Below are 16,694 nucleotides of genomic sequence, written 5' to 3'. Positions count from 1 at the left end.
GGTTCCATGTTGAGCGACACCGGAGCGGCAACGCTCGTCCTCATCAGGATGTCTTCCCATGATTGAAAAACGGCAATTGCGGCTTGGCGCCTTCATGCGCCCGGTCAGCTTGCACACCGGCGCCTGGCGCTATCCCGGCGCCTATCCTGACGCCAATTTCAACTTCGCGCATCTGAAGCGCTTCGCCCAGACGCTGGAGGCGGCGAAGTTCGACGCTTTCTTCATGGCCGACCATCTGGCCGTGCTCAACATGCCGGTCGAGGCGCTGCGCCGCAGCCACACCGTGACCTCGTTCGAGCCGTTCACGCTGCTGTCGGCGCTGGCGGCTGTCACCGATCACATCGGGCTGGTCGCCACTGCGTCGACGACCTTCGACGCGCCCTATCACATCGCACGGCGCTTCGCGTCGCTCGACCATATCAGCGGCGGGCGCGCCGGCTGGAACATCGTCACCACGTCCAACCCCGATGCGGCGCTCAACTTCGGGCTGGACGAACATGTCGAGCATGACGAGCGCTATCACCGGGCACGGGAATTCTACGATGTCGTGACCGGCCTGTGGGACAGTTTTGCCGACGACGCCTTCATCCGCGACGCCGAAAGCGGGCTCTATTTCGATCCCGCCAAATTGCATGTGCTGGACCATAAGGGCGAGCACCTCTCCGTGCGCGGCCCGCTCAACATTGCACGGCCGGTGCAGGGCTGGCCGGTCATCGTCCAGGCCGGTGCCTCGGAGGCCGGGCGGCAACTGGCCGCCGAAACGGCCGAGGTGATTTTCGCCGCCCATGGCGATCTCGCGGCCGGGCAGCGCTTTTTTGCCGACGTCAAGGGCAGGGCACAGAAACTCGGCCGGTCGCGCGACGACATCAAGATCCTGCCTGGCGCTTTCGTCATTGTCGGCGACAGCGTCGAGGGCGCGCGGGCCAAGCGGACGAAGCTCGACAGCCTGGTCTATTACGAGAGCGGCATTGCCTCGCTGTCGATCGCGCTTGGGCATGACGCGTCGGCCTTTGATCCCGATGCAACGCTGCCGGACATACCCGAGACCAATGCCTCGAAGAGCAGCCGCGAGCGCGTCATCGAGCTTGCCCGGAACGAAAACCTGACCGTACGCCAGCTTGCCCAGCGGCTGGGCGGTTATTCCGGTCTCGCCTTCATCGGCACGCCGCAAACCATTGCCGACGAGATGGAGGAATGGCTGGTCACCGAGGGATCGGACGGCTTCAACGTCATGTTTCCCTATCTGCCCGCCGGGCTCGACGATTTCGTCGAGAAGGTGGTGCCCGAACTGCAGCGGCGCGACATCTTCAGGCGGCAGTACGAGGGCTCGACGCTGCGCGAGAATCTCGGCCTGAAGCGGCCGCCCAACCGGTTCTTCGAGAAGACGACGATCCGCAAGGCTGGTTGACGAAAAACATCGGGCGCGCCGAAGCGCGCCCGATGTTTCATAAGTCGGCCTGTCAGATGACGAATATCCAGTTGGCGATCAGCATCACCGCCACACCGGCGATCAGTGTCAGATAGGGCAGCATGCCCGCTTTCTTCACCGCGAGGTCAGCTCCCGTCATGCCGAGATCGGCCAGCATGTGGTCGGGGAACTTGCCCTTGTCCTGGATGTAGTGGCGGAAGCAGAACACCGGGATAATCAATGCCGCGGTGATCAGCCCGGCCCACAGCGCCATCGGGTTCCATACCTTGGCGCCGGCGCCCATGAAGATCGCGTTGACATAGGCGAAGATCGCCCCGATCCCGAGAAGCCAGGTCGGCGCTTTCCACGGCCGCGCGATATGGCCGTTGTCGATGCGATGGATCCAGCCGGCATTGAGGTTGAGGAAGTTGAAGATGATGTAGCCGCAATTCGACACGGCGAGGATGAAGAAGAAGCTCGTCGCGTCGGCCGAGGCGATGGCCAGCACGATCAGGTTGAAGCACAGGTCGGTCCACATCGCCCGCGTCGGCGCGCCATGTTCGTTGACGTGGCTGAGATAGCGCGGCAGCCAGCCATCGACCGAGCCCTGGTAGAGCGTACGCGAGGAGCCGGCCATCGCCGTCATGATGCACAGCACCAGCGCCAGGATCATCAGCATCACCAGCAGGCTGTGGATAATCTTGCCGCCGCCGACCATGCCGGCCAGTGCATCCGCCACACCCGAGCCGTCGACGATCGGTGTCGCCAGCATGCCGTTCAAGCCCAGCACACCCTGGAAGGTGAAGGGCACCAGGATGAACAGAAGCATGCAGAGCAGGCCGGAATAGAAGATGGCCTTGAACGTGTCGGTGCCGGGGTTCTTGAACTCGGAAGTGTAGCAGACGGCGGTCTCGAAACCGTAGGTCGACCAGGCGGCGATGAACATGCCGCCGAGCACCAGCGTCCAGCCGGCGATGTTCCAGGCGCCCGGGTCCGGCGCATAGGCGGCCGCCAGCGGCAGCAGCGGCGAGAAATTGGCCCAGTTGATCTGCCCGGTGAAGATCGGCACGACGCCGACGATCAGCATCGGGATGATGACCAGCAGGCCGATATATTTCTGCACATTGGCCGTGCCGAGGATGCCGCGATGCTGGATCGAGAAGATGATCAGCATCAGCACCGCGCCGATGAAGAAGGTGGCGTTGAGGGTGAAGGAGACCGGACCCAGCGTGTGGCTGTACAGCGTCCAGTTGCGGATCGCCGGTGTCGCGGCCGCGGTCACCGCCGTTATGGCGTCGGCGGGCGCCGTTCCGGCATGCGCCGCTATATAGGCGACGACATCAGGCGAGGTCTCGGTGAACAGCGGCACCGGCGCCAGCGCGTTGAGGATATAGGCGGCGGCGATCGAGCAGCCGAGCGACAGCACCGGCGACCAGGCGAACCAGTTGCACCACACCGACAGCGGCGCGATGAACTTGGAATAGCGCAGCCAGGCGGTGGCGCCGTAGATCGAGGCGCCGCCGGACTTGTTCGGGAACAGGCCGGCAATCTCGGCGTAGGTGAAGGATTGCAGGAAACCCATGATCATCGACACCGTCCAGATCAGGAAGGCCAGCGTCCCGGTCGTGCCGGCGATGCCGCCGATCGAAAACAGGACCAGTGCCGGAACGCCGCTCGCCACCCAGAAGGCGCCGCGCCAGTCGATATGCCTGAGCAGCTTGCTTTCGACAGGCTGCTCAAGGGCCGTGCTTATGGTGCTCATGTCAGTGACTTCCCCTTTTTCTCGTGTTCCCCGCCAGCGATGCCTCGGCTTTGCGAAGCTTGCTCCCTGGCACATGACCTGACGACTCCGGTGTTTCCACTCAGTTGTATTTTTTTCTTAGGAGTGAAGATTGATCCGGCGCGCTTTCACGTCAAGCGTTTTGTGACGCCGTGCACATCACGCTTGCGCGCGCAGGCGGCAATACATCTCGCGGCACCGCTGACGCGCGTTTTACCTGTCCGGATAGCAACAGTCAGGAGCGCGGCCGGGTCTTCTGCGGATCGTAATGGGCGAAGGCGACGACACGCGCCGGCAGCCGTTTGGCGAGGCCGTCGAGCTTGCCGATCTCGACCTCCGTGCCGATGGCCGCGTGGGTGACGTCGAGCCTGGCCAGCGCGATGTTCTTGCCAAGCACCGGCGACCGCATGCCCGAGGTGACAACGCCGATCTGGGCGCGGCCGACATGGACACAGTCACCATGGCCGACCGCGACATTGCTGTCGATGTCGAGGCCTACCAGTTTCGTCTGCGGGTTCTCCTTGCGACGGATCAGCGCCTCGCGGCCGATGAAGTCGTCGGTCTTGCTTTTCAGCGGCACGGTGAAGCCGATACCGGCCTCGAACGGATCGGTCTGGTCGGAGAATTCGTAGCCGGCGAAGATCAGCCCGGCCTCGATGCGCACCATGTCAAGCGCTTGCAGGCCCATCGGCTTTAGTCCACGCGGCTGGCCGGCTTCCCAGATCGCGTCGAACACTTTTTCGGCGTCGCGCGGATGGCACCAGATCTCATAGCCGAGCTCGCCGGTATAGCCGGTGCGCGAGACGACGACCGGAATGCCGTTGCCGCCGCCGATGCGGGCGACCGCGAAGCGGAACCATTCGAGCTCATCGATCGAAGGCTGCAGTGGCGAAGTCCAGATCACTTCTCTGAGGATATCGCGGCTTTTTGGGCCCTGTACGGCGACATTGTGCATCTGGTCCGTGGAGGAGCGCACCAGGACATTAAGCCCAAGCTTCTTAGCGGTCTCTCGCAGCCATTCGCCGGACAGATCGTCGCCGCCGACCCAGCGGAAATTGTCCTTGCCGAGCCGCAGCAGCGTGCCGTCGTCGATCATGCCGCCATGCTCGTAGCACATGGCGGAGTAGACGACCTGGCCGACGCCGAGTTTTTTCACGTCGCGGGTCAGCGTGTATTGCAGCAGCGCTTCGGAATCCGGGCCGGTGACCTCGAACTTTCTGAGCGGCGACAGGTCCATGATCACGGCGTCCCGCCGGCAGGCCCAGTACTCGGCGATGGGGCCTTCCTTGGCGAAGGAGTTGGCCAGCCAGTAGCCCCTGTATTCCGAGAAATTGCGGGTGTGCTTGGCAAAGGATGAATGGAAGGAGGTCTCGCGGGTCATTTTCGGTTCCGAATCGGGCGTCATGCGTCTGGCGATCGCTCGCGAGAATTTGTGCCGGCCGGAATAGGTCCGCACATGGATGTCGGTGAGATCCCAGCCATTGGCCGGCGTCGTGTCGTCGGGGCAGGCGGAGGAGACGCAGACGATGTCGGTCAGCGCCCTGAGCAGCACATAGTCGCCCGGCCGCGACCATGGTTCGTCGGACACCATCACGCCATGCGCGTCGATGGCGGTGTTGAAGAAGAAGTTGATCGCCATCCAGCCGGCGCGGGGATTGACGCCCTTGCCGGCCAGCGCGCCGTTGAAATTCTCAGAGCAGTTGGTGTGGCCGGGATAGCCGATGTCGTCGTAATATTTCGCAGCACAGGCGAGCGCGAAGGCATCATGCCGGCCGCATGTGTCCTGCACCACCTCGACCAGCGGCTCCATGTCCTGGTCGTAATATTTCGAGTGCAGGCCAGGCATCGGATAGCTCGACCCCATCAAGGTGCGCGTCGTCGTCACGTCGAGCGGATGGTTGAGGCCCTTGTCCAGCTTGCGCGCCGAAAAGCATTGGAAGTCGGTGCATTGCCGGCCGTCGACATCGATGATCTGCAGATAGTCGCCGGCCTTGACGAAATAGGATTCCGCCGTTGCCGAATGGACGCGCAGATCGAGCACCGGATCGGCGAGGGGATCGGCCAACTGCGATTTTGTCTTCAGGCGGATCGTGGCGCGGCGCACGATGACGGTAAGCGGCGTTGCCGTGTCATGGCTGTCGACCAGCATCGGTCCGCCGGGCGCGGCGATGGCCATCGAGCCGTCGCGCGTGACGGTGAAACTCTGCTCCGTCCCGGTGGGTGTCACGCCGCCGAACACGCGCAGCGCCTTTGCCTGATCAAGCTGCACCTGCCGGCGCGCCAGCCCGCGGCGCAAGGATGCGAGACTGTCATCGCCTTCGGCGAGGAGCGCCTTGACGCCGGCGGCATTGCTGTTGGACTTTTCGCCGAAGATGCCGGGATCGGTGGTGCCTTTGGTGTCCCAGGCCAGAAGTTCGCAGGCCTGGCCGCCTTCGACATTGCGTACGGTGACGATATCGCCGGCCTCAACCTCGATCAGCAAAGCCCCGTTGCCCTGGATCGTGTAACGCTCCATGCCCGGCGGCAGCGCGATCTGACCGGGCCTCAGGATGAGGCTCGGGCGCGGCGGTCCGGCTGTGACTGTTGGGTAGGGCGACTGGCTCATCTCAGCCTTGCGGTTCGAGAAACAAGTTTGCCTGTGCGTGAAATTATTTTAGCAGCAAGAATAGCAGCGCGGTTGCGTTTGGCAAGGCGGACCACCCTTTCCTCCTTCTCCCCTTGTGGGTTGAGGGGTGGGTGACGGAGTGCCGCCGGTGCCAAGCTGGAGCACCCCTCATCCGACCTCGCTTCGCGAGGCCACCTTCTCCCGCAAGGGGAGAAGGGAAAAAGCGCACGAGCGCTACGCCAAATCCTCGGAATGCGCGATCGCCGCGCCGTACTCCGCAGCCGAGTCCAGCATCGTGTGCCAAAGGCTCTCGGCGAAGGTCGCGAACACCAGAACGTTGAACACCGCCAGCCCATCCGCCAAGTCATTCCCACGCCAGAGCGTGACGCTAGTGTGATCCATCGACGTGGCCGCCGCCGCGCCGACGGCGAAGACACCCGAATGCAGATCGATCGACGACAGCTTGGCCAGCATCGCTCGCGCCTTGACACCAGAAACGCTGATCAGCACACGGGCATGCGACTGGTCGGAGAGCGAAGCCGATTGCGCGAACGCTTGGCCAAGCGCCCCAATCCCGTGTTTGCCGCCCTTCGACAGGACAAAAAACTGATCAGGTCCCGACCAGATCAGCGTGGCATCCGAGGCCTGCACCGCCTGCGGCGTTTCCGGAGCCGCAGCGCCGAAGCGTGCCTTCGCGGCCTTGGCCATCGCCGGCGCCCTGCCGCGCCGCGCCATCACCTGGACGAGGTCGAAATTGCGGATCTCGGTCAGCGTCACGCCGGCATCGCCATGCGCACCATACCGCCCCACCGCGAGCGCGCGATCGAGCGGACTGCGAACGTCCCACGAAAACTCAGCCACGCTGGCGCCCTCCATCTGGATCATAGAAGACGGAATTGCAGAGCTCGACGTCATAGTCTTCGCCGCGCAGCGGGTCATGCGCATGGGCGATCTCGCCGATGCGCTCGCGTCCTCGCTCGACAAGCGCCAGCCCGATCCACTGGTCTGATGCCGGCGAAAAGCAGACCGAGGTGACATAGCCCTGGTCGTTGCCTGGCCCGGGCGTCTGCCCCTTTGGGATGATGTGCGCGCCCGAACGCAGCCGGCGCGCTCTGTCTGTCGGCTTGATGCCGACGACGACCTGACGGTCGGGCGCGACAAGCGCCTCGCGACCGGCCATGACGCGGCCGATGAAGTCTTTCTTGGTCGACATCATCTTGCCGAGGCCAAGATCGGCGGCCGTCGTCGTGCCGCTCAGTTCCGGTCCGGCTACGTGGCCCTTTTCGATGCGCATCACGCCGAGCGCCTCGGTGCCGTAAGGCGTGACGCCGAACGGCTCGCCGGCCAGCATCAGATTGCGCGCCATCGCCTCGCCGTAGCGTGCCGGCACGGAAATCTCGAACGCCATCTCGCCGGAGAAGGAGATGCGGAACAGCCTTGCCTTGATGCCGCCGCGCAAGGCGACTTCCCGCGCGCCCATGAAGGGAAAGCCTTCATTGGAAAGGTCCTCCGCCGGGTCGACGATCGCCTTCAGCAGGTCGCGGGTTTTGGGGCCGGCGATCGAGAATTGCGCCCACTGGTCGGAGACGGAAGTTAGCTGCACGTCGAGTTCGGGAAATAGCACCTGTCGGCAGAATTCGAGATGCTGCATCACCAAACCGGCCTTGGCGGTGGTGGTGGTCAGGAAATAGTGGTCCTCGGTCAGCCGCGACGTCGTGCCGTCATCATAGACGATGCCATCCTCGCGCAGCATCAGCCCGTAGCGCGCCTTGCCGACGGCGAGGTTGGAGAAGGTGTTGATGTAAACGCGGTCGAGAAAGGCGCCGGCATCGGGGCCGTGCACGTCGATCTTGCCAAGCGTCGAGACATCGCAGAAGCCGACGCCGCTTCGCACGGCCTTGACCTCGCGGGTCACCGATTCCAGCCAGTCCTTCTCGCCGGCGCGCGGATACCATTGCGCGCGTTTCCATAGGCCGGTGTCGACGAAGACAGCACCCTGTTCGGCGGCCCAGTGATGCGACGGCGTCAGCCGCGTCGCGTGGAACGTCTCGTCGCGATGATGGCCGGCAAAGGCGCCGATGGCGACCGGCACGTAAGGCGGCCGGTAGATGGTCGTGCCGGTCTCTGGAATGGATTTTCCGGTCACCGCAGCCATGATGGCTAGGCCGGCGACATTGGACGTCTTGCCCTGGTCGGTCGCCATGCCGAGCGTGGTGTAGCGCTTCAGATGCTCGACCGATTCAAAACCCTCGCGCTGCGCCAGTTCGATGTCGGAGGCGGTGACATCGTGCTGGTAGTCGACGAAGGCCTTGCCCTTGCCGGCGACATGCCAGAGCGGCGTCAGCGAGAATGCCTCGTCGTTGGCGACGGGCGCGGTGCCTGCCTTGCCACTATGTCCGGCATCATGTGCCGCTGCCGCGCCGGCGGCAAACCCTTGGGCCAGGCAGGCGCCAAGGCCGAAGTCGCCGTTGGCCGCACCCGCTGCGACCATGCCGGGAGGCGCGCCGTCAGGCACGAACGCCGCTATGTCGTCGCGCCATTTCGGCCGTCCGCGATGATAGGAGGTGAGCCCGACCGCCGGATTCCAGCCGCCGGAAACGGCGAGCCCGTCGGCCTCGACTTCGGCGCGCGCGCCGCCGGCGAGCGACACCGCGATTTTCCGAACACCATCCTTGCCGCCGTGAACGCCGCTGACGGAGCCGTGCAGCACCGTGAAGCCATTCCTGGAGGCCAGCGATCGATGTGACGGCGAAATGTCCGGCCGCGCGTCGACCACCGCCGCGATCTGCAGCCCCGCACCAAGTGCGGTCTCGACCGTGCGCCAGCCATCCTCATTGTTGGTGAACAGCGCGATGCGCTTCGCAGGAACAGCGGCGTAGCGTCCGACATAGGTTCGCATTGCCGAAGCCATCATCACGCCGGGCGTGTCGTTGCCGGCGAAAACGATCGGCCGCTCAAGGGCGCCGGCCGCGACCACGCAGCGCTTGGCCACGATGCGCCACAGCCGCTGGCGCACCTGATGTTCGGGCGGGGAGGTCAGATGGTCGTTGACCCGCTCCAGCGCGCCATAGGTGCCGCCGTCATAAACACCGAACAGCGTCGTGCGGGTCATGATGCGGACATCGGGCATTGCCGCCAGCTCAGCCAGCGTCCGCGACAACCATTCGGCGGCCGGCAGGCCATCGATCGTGCCGCCATCCGACAGCAGGCGACCGCCGAACGCAAAATCCTCTTCGCACAGGATGACGCGGGCGCCGCTGCGGCCGGCGGCCAATGCTGCCGCCAGACCGGCCGGACCGGAACCGGCGATCAGCACATCGCAATGCGCCCACGCCTTGTCGTAGTGGTCGGGGTCGGCAACACCGGCGGCACGGCCAAGACCGGCGGCGCGGCGGATCGCCGGCTCGTAGATGGCTTCCCAGAATTTCGCCGGCCACATGAATGTCTTGTAATAGAAGCCGGCAACGAAGATCGGCGCGAACAACTGGTTCACCGACATCACGTCGAAGCGCAGCGACGGCCAGCGATTTTGGCTGGCGGCCTCGAGGCCTTCGTAAAGCTCGGCCGCCGTCGCCTTGGTGTTCGGCTCGCGCCGGGCACCGGTGCGCAGTTCGACCAGCGCGTTGGGTTCTTCCGAGCCCGCGGTCAGGATGCCGCGCGGGCGATGATACTTGAACGAGCGCCCGACCAGCTTGACGCCATTGGCAACCAGCGCCGACGCCAGCGTGTCGCCTTGGAAGCCGGAAAAGCTCTTGCCGTCGAAGCGGAAGTTCAGCGCCGCCGAGCGGTCGATGAGGCCGCCATTGTTCAGCCGGTTTGTCTGCGCGCCGACCATCACGCGCCAACCTTCGCCGCACCGGCGCCCGCCGCCGGTTCGATCGCCGAAATCTCATGCGTCAGCGTGTTGCGGGTGACCTTCAGCCACGCCCGGCAGCCGCCGCCGTGATACCAGTTCTCACTCATCACGCCGGCGATGTTGTCGCGCAGATAAACATAATCGTAGACGGCATCTTCACCGGCACCCGCCGCCGGCCGCACCGGTTTGGCGTCGCCGAGATAGGTGAACTCGCCGAGTTCGCGTTCGCCGCAGAAAGGACAGACAATGCGCATGATTTTCCGGCCGTCCTCAGTGCAGGTTCGGTTGGGCGCCCTGGCCCTTTTCGTCGATCATGGCGCCAGTCCGGAACCGGTCGAGGCGGAACCGTGCGGCTTCCTCATGCGGCGTGTCGCGGGCCAGCAGATGAGCGAAGACGAAGCCTGAGCCGGGCGTCGCCTTGAAGCCGCCATAGCACCAGCCCGCGTTGAGATAGAGGCCGTCGACCGGCGTCTTGTCGATGATCGGCGAGCCATCCATCGACATGTCCATGATGCCGCCCCACTGGCGCAAAAGCCGCACGCGGCCGATCATCGGCATCAGTGCCATGCCGCCCTCGCAGACATCCTCCATCACAGGCAGATTGCCGCGCTGGGCGTAGGAATTGTAGCCGTCAATATCGCCGCCGAAGACAAGGCCGCCCTTGTCCGATTGGCTGACATAGAAATGGCCGGCGCCGAAGGTCATGACATTGGGGATCAACGGCTTGATCGCCTCGGAGACGAAGGCCTGCAGCACATGGCTTTCGATCGGCAGGCGCAGGCCCGCCATTTCAGCGACGCGTGACGAGGAGCCGGCGACCGCCATGCCGATCTTGCCGGCGCCGATCCTGCCGCGCGAGGTTTCGACGCCGGTCACCTTGCCGTTGGCGTCCCTGACAAAGCCGGTCACCTCGCAATTCTGGATGATGTCGACGCCGAGCCCGCTCGCCGCATGGGCATAGCCCCAGACCACGGCATCGTGCCGCGCCGTGCCGCCGCGCCGCTGCAGCAATCCGCCTTGCACGGGAAAGCGCGCATTGTCGAAGTTCAGGAACGGCATCATCTTCTTGACCGCCGCGAGGTCGAGCAGTTCGGCGTCGATGCCGTTGATGCGCATGGTGTTGCCGCGCCGCGCATAGGCGTCGCGCTGCGCGTCGGAATGGTAGAGATTGATGACGCCGCGCTGGCTGACCATCGCATTGTAGTTGAGGTCCTGCTCCATCCGCTCCCACAGCTTCATCGACAATTCGTAGAAGCCGGTATTGCCGGGCAGGCCGTAATTGGAGCGGATGATGGTGGTGTTGCGGCCGGCATTGCCGGAGCCGATCCAGCCCTTTTCCAGCACGGCGACGTTCTTGATGCCGTATTCGCTGGCGAGGAACCAGGCGGTGGCCAGGCCATGGCCGCCACCGCCGATGATCACCACGTCGTAGCGATCCTTCGGCGTGGCGTCGCGCCAGGTGCGCTGCCAGTTCTTGTGGCCGGACAAGGCGGCCCGGGCGAGCGAGAAGATCGAGTATTTCATCAGTTCATTCCGAGGTCGCTCGCACCGGCAGGACGGTCATATGTCCAGCGTGTGGTCGCGCTCCCATTGCGTGAAGTGCGAAGCATAAGAATTCCATTCCTGGTGCTTCAGCTTTAGGTATGCCGACGAGAATTCCTCACCCAGCGCCGCCTTGAGCGATTTGTCCTTGTCGAACTCGCGCAACGCATCGAGCAGGTTGAGCGGCAGTTTCGGAGCGCCCTTCACCGTGTGGCCATGCTGGTACATGTCGATGTCGTATCGCTTGCCCGGATCGGCCTTCGAGCGGATGCCGTCGAGGCCGGCGGCAATGATCACCGCCTGCAAGAGATAGGGGTTTGCAGCACCATCGGGCAGGCGCAGTTCGAAGCGGCCGGGGCCGGGCACGCGCACCATGTGGGTGCGGTTGTTGCCGGTCCAGGTCACCGTGTTCGGCGCCCAGGTCGCGCCCGAAATTGTGCGCGGAGCGTTGATGCGCTTGTAGGAATTGACCGTCGGGTTGGTGATCGCGGCAAGCGCGGAGGCATGCTTCATGATGCCGCCGAGGAAGTTCTTGCCCTTGGCCGACAGGCCAAGCTCCATCGAATTGTCGGCGAAGACATTGGTCTTGCCCGCCTTGTCCCACACCGAGATGTGGGCATGGCAGCCATTGCCGGTCAGGCCCTGGAAGGGTTTCGGCATGAAGGTGGCCCGCAGGCCGTGCTTCTCGGCCACCGACCTGACCATGAACTTGAAGAAGGAGTGCTTGTCGGCGGTGGCGAGCACGTCGTCAAAGGCCCAGTTCATCTCGAACTGGCCGTTCGCGTCTTCATGGTCGTTCTGGTAGGGTCCCCAGCCGAGCGCCAGCATGTGATCGCAGATCTCGGCGATGACGTCGTAGCGGCGCATCACCGCCTGCTGGTCGTAGCAGGGCTTTGAGGCCGTGTCGTACTGGTCAGAGATGACGCTGCCGTCCGGCGAGATCAGGAAGAACTCGGCCTCGACGCCGGTCTTGACATGCATGCCGTCGCCGGCGGCCTCCGCGATCAGCCGCCTCAGCGTGTTGCGCGGCGTCTGGTTGACCTCCTTGTCGTCCATGACGCAGTTGGCGGCGACCCAGGCCACCTCCTTTTTCCACGGCAACTGGATAACCGAGTCCGGATCCGGTACCGCCAGCATGTCCGGATGCGCCGGCGTCAGGTCGAGCCAGGTGGCGAAACCGGCAAAGCCGGCGCCATCCTTCTGCATGTCTGATATCGCCTGCGCCGGCACCAACTTGGCGCGCTGGCCACCGAACAGGTCGGTGTAGGAAATCATGAAATATTTGACGTTTTTCGCCCTTGCGAATTCTGCAAGATCAGCTGTCACGGAAGTTCCCCACTTTTTTTTGTCTATCGTTGCCCCAGAGCGTGCGGGCTTCGGCCCTTCGTTGATCAGAAGCCGTTCTTCCCCGGTATCCAGTTGGTGCCGGCCAGCGGCACGCCGGCCATGGCGGCTGCCTCGATCGTCAATGCGACGAGGTCCTCGGGTTCGAGATTGTGCAGGCTGTTCTTGCCGCAGGCGCGTGCGATCGTCTGCGCCTCGAGCGTCATCACCTTCAGATAGTTGGCCAGCCGCCGTCCAGCAGCCACAGGATCGACCCGCTTCATCAGCTCCGGGTCCTGCGTGGTGATGCCGGCAGGGTCGCGGCCTTCATGCCAGTCGTCATAGGCGCCTGATGTGGTGCCGAGCTCGTTATACTCCGCCTCCCAGCGGGGATCATTGTCGCCGAGCGCGACCAGCGCCGCCGTGCCGATCGAGACCGCGTCGACGCCCAGCGCCAGCGCCTTGGCGACATCGGCGCCATTGCGGATGCCGCCCGAGACGATCAGCTGCACCTTGCGGTGCATGCCGAGATCCTGCAATGCCTGCACCGCCGGCCGGATGCAGGCGAGCGTCGGCTGGCCGACATTCTCGATGAACACTTCCTGCGTTGCCGCCGTGCCGCCCTGCATGCCGTCGACCACGACGACATCGGCGCCGGCCTTCACAGCAAGCGCGGTATCGTAATAGGGGCGGGCGCCGCCGACCTTGACATAGATCGGCTTTTCCCAGTCGGTGATCTCGCGCAGCTCGAGGATCTTGATCTCGAGATCGTCCGGGCCGGTCCAGTCGGGATGGCGCGAGGCGGAGCGCTGGTCGATGCCTTTCGGCAGGGTGCGCATCTCCGCGACCCGGTCGGAAATCTTCTGGCCAAGCAGCATGCCGCCGCCACCGGGCTTGGCGCCCTGGCCGACGACGACTTCGATGGCATCAGCACGGCGCAGGTCGCGCAAATTCATGCCGTAGCGCGACGGCAGATATTGATAGACCAGTTGCTTGGAGTGGCCGCGCTCTTCCTCGGTCATGCCGCCATCGCCCGTCGTGGTCGACGTGCCCGACAGCGTCGCGCCGCGGCCGAGCGCCTCCTTGGCCGGACCGGAGAGCGAACCGAAGCTCATGCCGGCAATGGTGATCGGGATCTTCAACTCTATCGGCTTCTTGGCATGGCGCGAGCCGAGCACGACGCTGGTGTCGCAGCGCTCGCGATAGCCTTCGAGTGGATAGCGCGAGATCGAGGCACCGAGGAACAAAAGGTCGTCGAAATGCGGCAGCTTGCGCTTGGCGCCGGCGCCCCTGATGTCATAGATGCCGGTCGCCGCGGCGCGGCGGATTTCGGAAAGCGTGTAGTCGTCGAAGGTCGCGGATTTGCGCGGCGTCGTCGGCGGGTTGCGATAGGTCATGCTGCCTCAATACGCGTCGGCGTTGTCGATATTGAAATTGTAGAGGGCGCGCGCCGAGCCATAGCGCTTGAACTCCGATGGCTTGACGCCGGTGATGCCGGCGCGGTCGAGCAGCCCCTGCAGCAGTTCCAGGTGTTCCCCCCGCATCTCCTTGGCGATGCAGTCGGCGCCGAGGCTGTCGACCTTGCCGCGCACGAACAGCCGCGCCTCGTAGATGGAATCGCCCAGCGCATCGCCGGCATCGCCCAGCACCACCAGATTGCCGGACTGCGCCATGAAGGCCGACATATGGCCGATATTGCCGTGCACGACTATGTCGATGCCTTTCATCGAGATGCCGCAGCGCGACGAGGCATTGCCCTCGATGACCAGTAGGCCGCCCTTGCCGGTGGCGCCGGCATATTGGCTGGCGTCGCCTTTCACGATGATCGAGCCCGACATCATATTCTCGCCGACGCCGGGTCCGGCCGAGCCGTGCACGGTGATGGTGCTGCCGGAATTCATGCCGCCGCAATAATAGCCGACGCTGCCGCGCACATCGATGGTCACGGGCTGGTCGACGCCGACGGCAACCGAATGACTGCCCTTCGGGTGCAGCACTTCCCACGCCGTTTCGTTCGAACCGGGCGTCAGATTGTGCAGCGCCTGGTTGAGCTCGCGCAGCGACGACACATCGAGATCGAAGATCCGCGAGGCGTGGTCGTGGGTCGCCGCCTTTGAAAGTTTGGTTGCCGTCATGAACTCAATGCTCCCAGAAATAGACGGTTGCGGGTTCCGGTTCCCAGACCCTCGCATTGTCTATGCCGGGCAGTTTGGTCAGCGCGCGATACTCCGAGCCGAAGGCGACATACTGGTCGGTTTCGGCCATGACGGCGGGCTTGCAGGCGATCGGGTCGCGCACCACGCCAAAACCGTTCTTGGTGCCGACGACGAAGGTGAAGAAGCCGTCGAGATCCGAGAGCGTGCCTTCCAGCGCTTCGCCGAGGTTCTTGCCATGCGCCATCTGGGACGAGAGATAGGCGGCGGCGACCTCGGTATCGTTCTCGGTCTCGAATTTCATGCCTTCGCGGATCAGCTCGCGACGGACATTGTTGTGGTTGGAAAGCGAGCCATTGTGCACCAGGCACTGGTCGGCGCCGGTCGAGAAGGGATGAGCGCCCATCGTCGTCACCGCCGATTCCGTTGCCATGCGGGTGTGCCCGATGCCATGCGTGCCGGCCATCTTGCGGACGTCGAAGCGATCGACCACCGCTTCCGGCAGGCCGACTTCCTTGTAGATCTCGACGACGTCGCCGGCGCCCATGATGCGGATGTCGGGGCGAAGTGCCTGGATGGCCTCGCGCGCTTCGTCGATCTTGGCCGGCGTCGTCCGAACGACGGCGTGCGTCGACTTGACCGCAATGCTCACCGGCGCACCGATGGCCTTGGCAAGCTCGGTATCGAGGTCGCGAAAATCGCGCGCGGGCTTCGCCGACTGGATGGTGATCTTGGCTTCATTCCTGGAAGGCGCGCCATAGATGGCAATGCCTGCACTGTCGGGCCCGCGATCGCTGAGCGATACCAGCATCTCCGACAGCATCGCGCCGAGCTTCGGCTCCAGCGACTTGTCCTTTAAAAACAGTCCGACAATTCCACACATGTCAGCCTCCCGGCGTTTGTAGCTAGAAGATGATGTATCGAATGAGTCCCGCAAATTCAATCATATGAAAAAAATTTTCCTCTAGTTACGTATGAGGCGCAATGCCGCCATGCGAATTATCGCTGCCCTGCGCGGCATTGTGAACCCACCGGGCGTGGCGGACACGGGCGAGCCTGTAGGCGTCCAGGATGGATAGCGCATAGATCAGGAAGCCGCCGGCGTGACGGCCGATGAAGCTGGCGTCGGGCGGCGCGATCTTGGCGGTCACCCATGCCAGGATCACCATGAAGAAAAGGAACTGCAGCCCGCGCACCGGCACGCCCAGAATGACATGGCCGCTCGCCGGCAACACGATTGACGCGCCGAGGACGAGATAAGGGCTCACCGGCGCCGGCTGCGTGTTCGAACTGGTCATGCGGCTTGCCGTTCGCTACGGTTGATGGCGTCGCGCAGCGCCGAGAGCGAGGTGAGCAGCCGCTCGATCAGCGTCGGATCGATCTGTGCCTCACCGAACGCGGCCTGCCGGAAAACGCCGTAGCGCGCCCGTTCGGCCTCGGCCAGAAGCCACACGATGCGCACCCCGTTTGGCGTGATCAGCAGCTCCTTGGCGCGCCCATCCGAAAAGGGTTGCAGGTGATCGGCGATGATGCCTTGCGGGAACCGCGTGCCGCGGCGGTCGGTCCGCAGCACCGCCTCGAGGGGAAATCCCGGAGCCTTCGGCAGCGTATGCTGGAGATGGTCGAAATTGGAGAAGGTCGTCGGCGAGCCCGGCCGCATCATCATGTCGAAGGTCGCTGGGACGGCGACTTTTTCGGTGATCGAAACGCTGAGCCAACGCGCCGGCAGTTTTCGTGTCGCCAGCGTGTCGACGATGGTGCGCAACTGAACCCGCTGGCTGTTCCACGACCCTTCCCAGGTGACGACACCGGCGGTGCCGTCCGAAACATCAGCGGCGTCGGCGACAATGGTGCGTATGCCGGCCTCCTCGGCGGCGAGCGCCGCCAATGCCCTGTTGCGGTTGCGCCGCGCCAGCCACGCAAGATGGAGGACAAGAGCCAGGACAATGGCCCCGGCGAGCAGTGCTGATGTCACGTCGGACATTTTGTCATGTCCGGCCCGCCAAGGATCGGGGCGAGCCGTCTCC

At 64.2% G+C, this 16,694-nt stretch carries 13 protein-coding genes; 1 reads left to right on the top strand and 12 read right to left on the bottom strand.

The window, feature by feature from the left end:
• Positions 1–58 precede the first annotated feature (58 nt).
• Positions 59–1,408 carry an LLM class flavin-dependent oxidoreductase gene (locus FJ546_RS02015; RefSeq protein ID WP_181167776.1) on the top strand — a complete coding sequence of 450 codons (1,350 nt, stop codon included), beginning with the start codon at positions 59–61 and terminating at the stop codon, positions 1,406–1,408.
• Positions 1,409–1,460: 52 nt separating this feature from the next.
• On the opposite strand, the gene FJ546_RS02010 is transcribed toward FJ546_RS02015, so the two are convergent.
• From FJ546_RS02010 to FJ546_RS01955, 12 genes are all read right to left on the bottom strand, one after another.
• The gene (locus FJ546_RS02010) at positions 1,461–3,170 is read right to left on the bottom strand and encodes an APC family permease (RefSeq protein WP_140887642.1); all 1,710 of its coding nucleotides are present in this window, start codon (positions 3,168–3,170) and stop codon (positions 1,461–1,463) included.
• 253 nt (positions 3,171–3,423) lie between these two features.
• Positions 3,424–5,793: an aminomethyltransferase family protein gene (locus tag FJ546_RS02005; RefSeq protein WP_140887640.1), complete on the bottom strand. Its 2,370-nt coding sequence runs from the start codon at positions 5,791–5,793 to the stop codon at positions 3,424–3,426.
• Positions 5,794–6,027: 234 nt separating this feature from the next.
• Entirely contained in the window at positions 6,028–6,654 is a 627-nt protein-coding gene (locus FJ546_RS02000; protein WP_246686712.1) for a sarcosine oxidase subunit gamma family protein, read from the bottom strand.
• Complete coding sequence (locus FJ546_RS01995; protein WP_140887638.1) at positions 6,647–9,628, bottom strand: sarcosine oxidase subunit alpha; 2,982 nt, start codon at positions 9,626–9,628, stop codon at positions 6,647–6,649. Before FJ546_RS01995 ends, FJ546_RS02000 begins: the two co-directional genes overlap by 8 nt.
• Positions 9,628–9,903 (bottom strand): sarcosine oxidase subunit delta, encoded by a 276-nt coding sequence (locus tag FJ546_RS01990; RefSeq protein ID WP_140887637.1) that lies wholly within the window; start codon positions 9,901–9,903, stop codon positions 9,628–9,630. The genes FJ546_RS01995 and FJ546_RS01990 overlap by 1 nt, the downstream gene beginning before the upstream one ends.
• Positions 9,904–9,919: 16 nt before the next feature.
• Positions 9,920–11,173: a sarcosine oxidase subunit beta family protein gene (locus FJ546_RS01985; protein ID WP_140887636.1), complete on the bottom strand. Its 1,254-nt coding sequence runs from the start codon at positions 11,171–11,173 to the stop codon at positions 9,920–9,922.
• A 36-nt stretch (positions 11,174–11,209) separates the two neighbouring features.
• Positions 11,210–12,517 carry a type III glutamate--ammonia ligase gene (gene glnT / locus FJ546_RS01980; protein ID WP_140887635.1) on the bottom strand — a complete coding sequence of 436 codons (1,308 nt, stop codon included), beginning with the start codon at positions 12,515–12,517 and terminating at the stop codon, positions 11,210–11,212.
• A 65-nt stretch (positions 12,518–12,582) separates the two neighbouring features.
• Positions 12,583–13,911 carry an FMN-binding glutamate synthase family protein gene (locus FJ546_RS01975; RefSeq protein ID WP_095771140.1) on the bottom strand — a complete coding sequence of 443 codons (1,329 nt, stop codon included), beginning with the start codon at positions 13,909–13,911 and terminating at the stop codon, positions 12,583–12,585.
• A gap of 6 nt (positions 13,912–13,917) precedes the next feature.
• A complete protein-coding gene (locus tag FJ546_RS01970) occupies positions 13,918–14,649 on the bottom strand; it encodes a GXGXG domain-containing protein (RefSeq protein ID WP_140887634.1) in 732 nt (243 codons plus the stop codon).
• A gap of 4 nt (positions 14,650–14,653) precedes the next feature.
• The gene (locus tag FJ546_RS01965) at positions 14,654–15,550 is read right to left on the bottom strand and encodes a glutamine amidotransferase family protein (protein WP_095786683.1); all 897 of its coding nucleotides are present in this window, start codon (positions 15,548–15,550) and stop codon (positions 14,654–14,656) included.
• 85 nt (positions 15,551–15,635) lie between these two features.
• Complete coding sequence (locus FJ546_RS01960; protein ID WP_140887633.1) at positions 15,636–15,965, bottom strand: hypothetical protein; 330 nt, start codon at positions 15,963–15,965, stop codon at positions 15,636–15,638.
• A complete protein-coding gene (locus FJ546_RS01955) occupies positions 15,962–16,651 on the bottom strand; it encodes a hypothetical protein (RefSeq protein WP_181167775.1) in 690 nt (229 codons plus the stop codon). Before FJ546_RS01955 ends, FJ546_RS01960 begins: the two co-directional genes overlap by 4 nt.
• Between the last annotated feature and the right edge of the window lie 43 nt (positions 16,652–16,694).

The sequence above is a fragment of the Mesorhizobium sp. B2-4-19 genome (assembly GCF_006441315.1).
Classification (GTDB): domain Bacteria; phylum Pseudomonadota; class Alphaproteobacteria; order Rhizobiales; family Rhizobiaceae; genus Mesorhizobium.
Note: the sequence above shows the minus strand (reverse complement) of the source record. Positions and strands in the feature narration are given on the sequence as shown.

What these genes read in the sequence shown, in the direction of transcription:
- FJ546_RS01995 (WP_140887638.1), bottom strand. Translation starts at nt 9,628, where the DNA reads ATGGTCGGCGCGCAGACAAACCGGCTGAACAATGGCGGCCTCATCGAC.
- FJ546_RS01985 (WP_140887636.1), bottom strand. Translation starts at nt 11,173, where the DNA reads ATGAAATACTCGATCTTCTCGCTCGCCCGGGCCGCCTTGTCCGGCCAC.
- FJ546_RS01970 (WP_140887634.1), bottom strand. Translation starts at nt 14,649, where the DNA reads ATGACGGCAACCAAACTTTCAAAGGCGGCGACCCACGACCACGCCTCG.
- FJ546_RS01960 (WP_140887633.1), bottom strand. Translation starts at nt 15,965, where the DNA reads ATGACCAGTTCGAACACGCAGCCGGCGCCGGTGAGCCCTTATCTCGTC.
- FJ546_RS02010 (WP_140887642.1), bottom strand. Translation starts at nt 3,170, where the DNA reads ATGAGCACCATAAGCACGGCCCTTGAGCAGCCTGTCGAAAGCAAGCTG.
- FJ546_RS01975 (WP_095771140.1), bottom strand. Translation starts at nt 13,911, where the DNA reads ATGACCTATCGCAACCCGCCGACGACGCCGCGCAAATCCGCGACCTTC.
- FJ546_RS01990 (WP_140887637.1), bottom strand. Translation starts at nt 9,903, where the DNA reads ATGCGCATTGTCTGTCCTTTCTGCGGCGAACGCGAACTCGGCGAGTTC.
- FJ546_RS01955 (WP_181167775.1), bottom strand. Translation starts at nt 16,651, where the DNA reads ATGTCCGACGTGACATCAGCACTGCTCGCCGGGGCCATTGTCCTGGCT.
- FJ546_RS02015 (WP_181167776.1), top strand. Translation starts at nt 59, where the DNA reads ATGATTGAAAAACGGCAATTGCGGCTTGGCGCCTTCATGCGCCCGGTC.
- FJ546_RS02005 (WP_140887640.1), bottom strand. Translation starts at nt 5,793, where the DNA reads ATGAGCCAGTCGCCCTACCCAACAGTCACAGCCGGACCGCCGCGCCCG.
- FJ546_RS01965 (WP_095786683.1), bottom strand. Translation starts at nt 15,550, where the DNA reads ATGTGTGGAATTGTCGGACTGTTTTTAAAGGACAAGTCGCTGGAGCCG.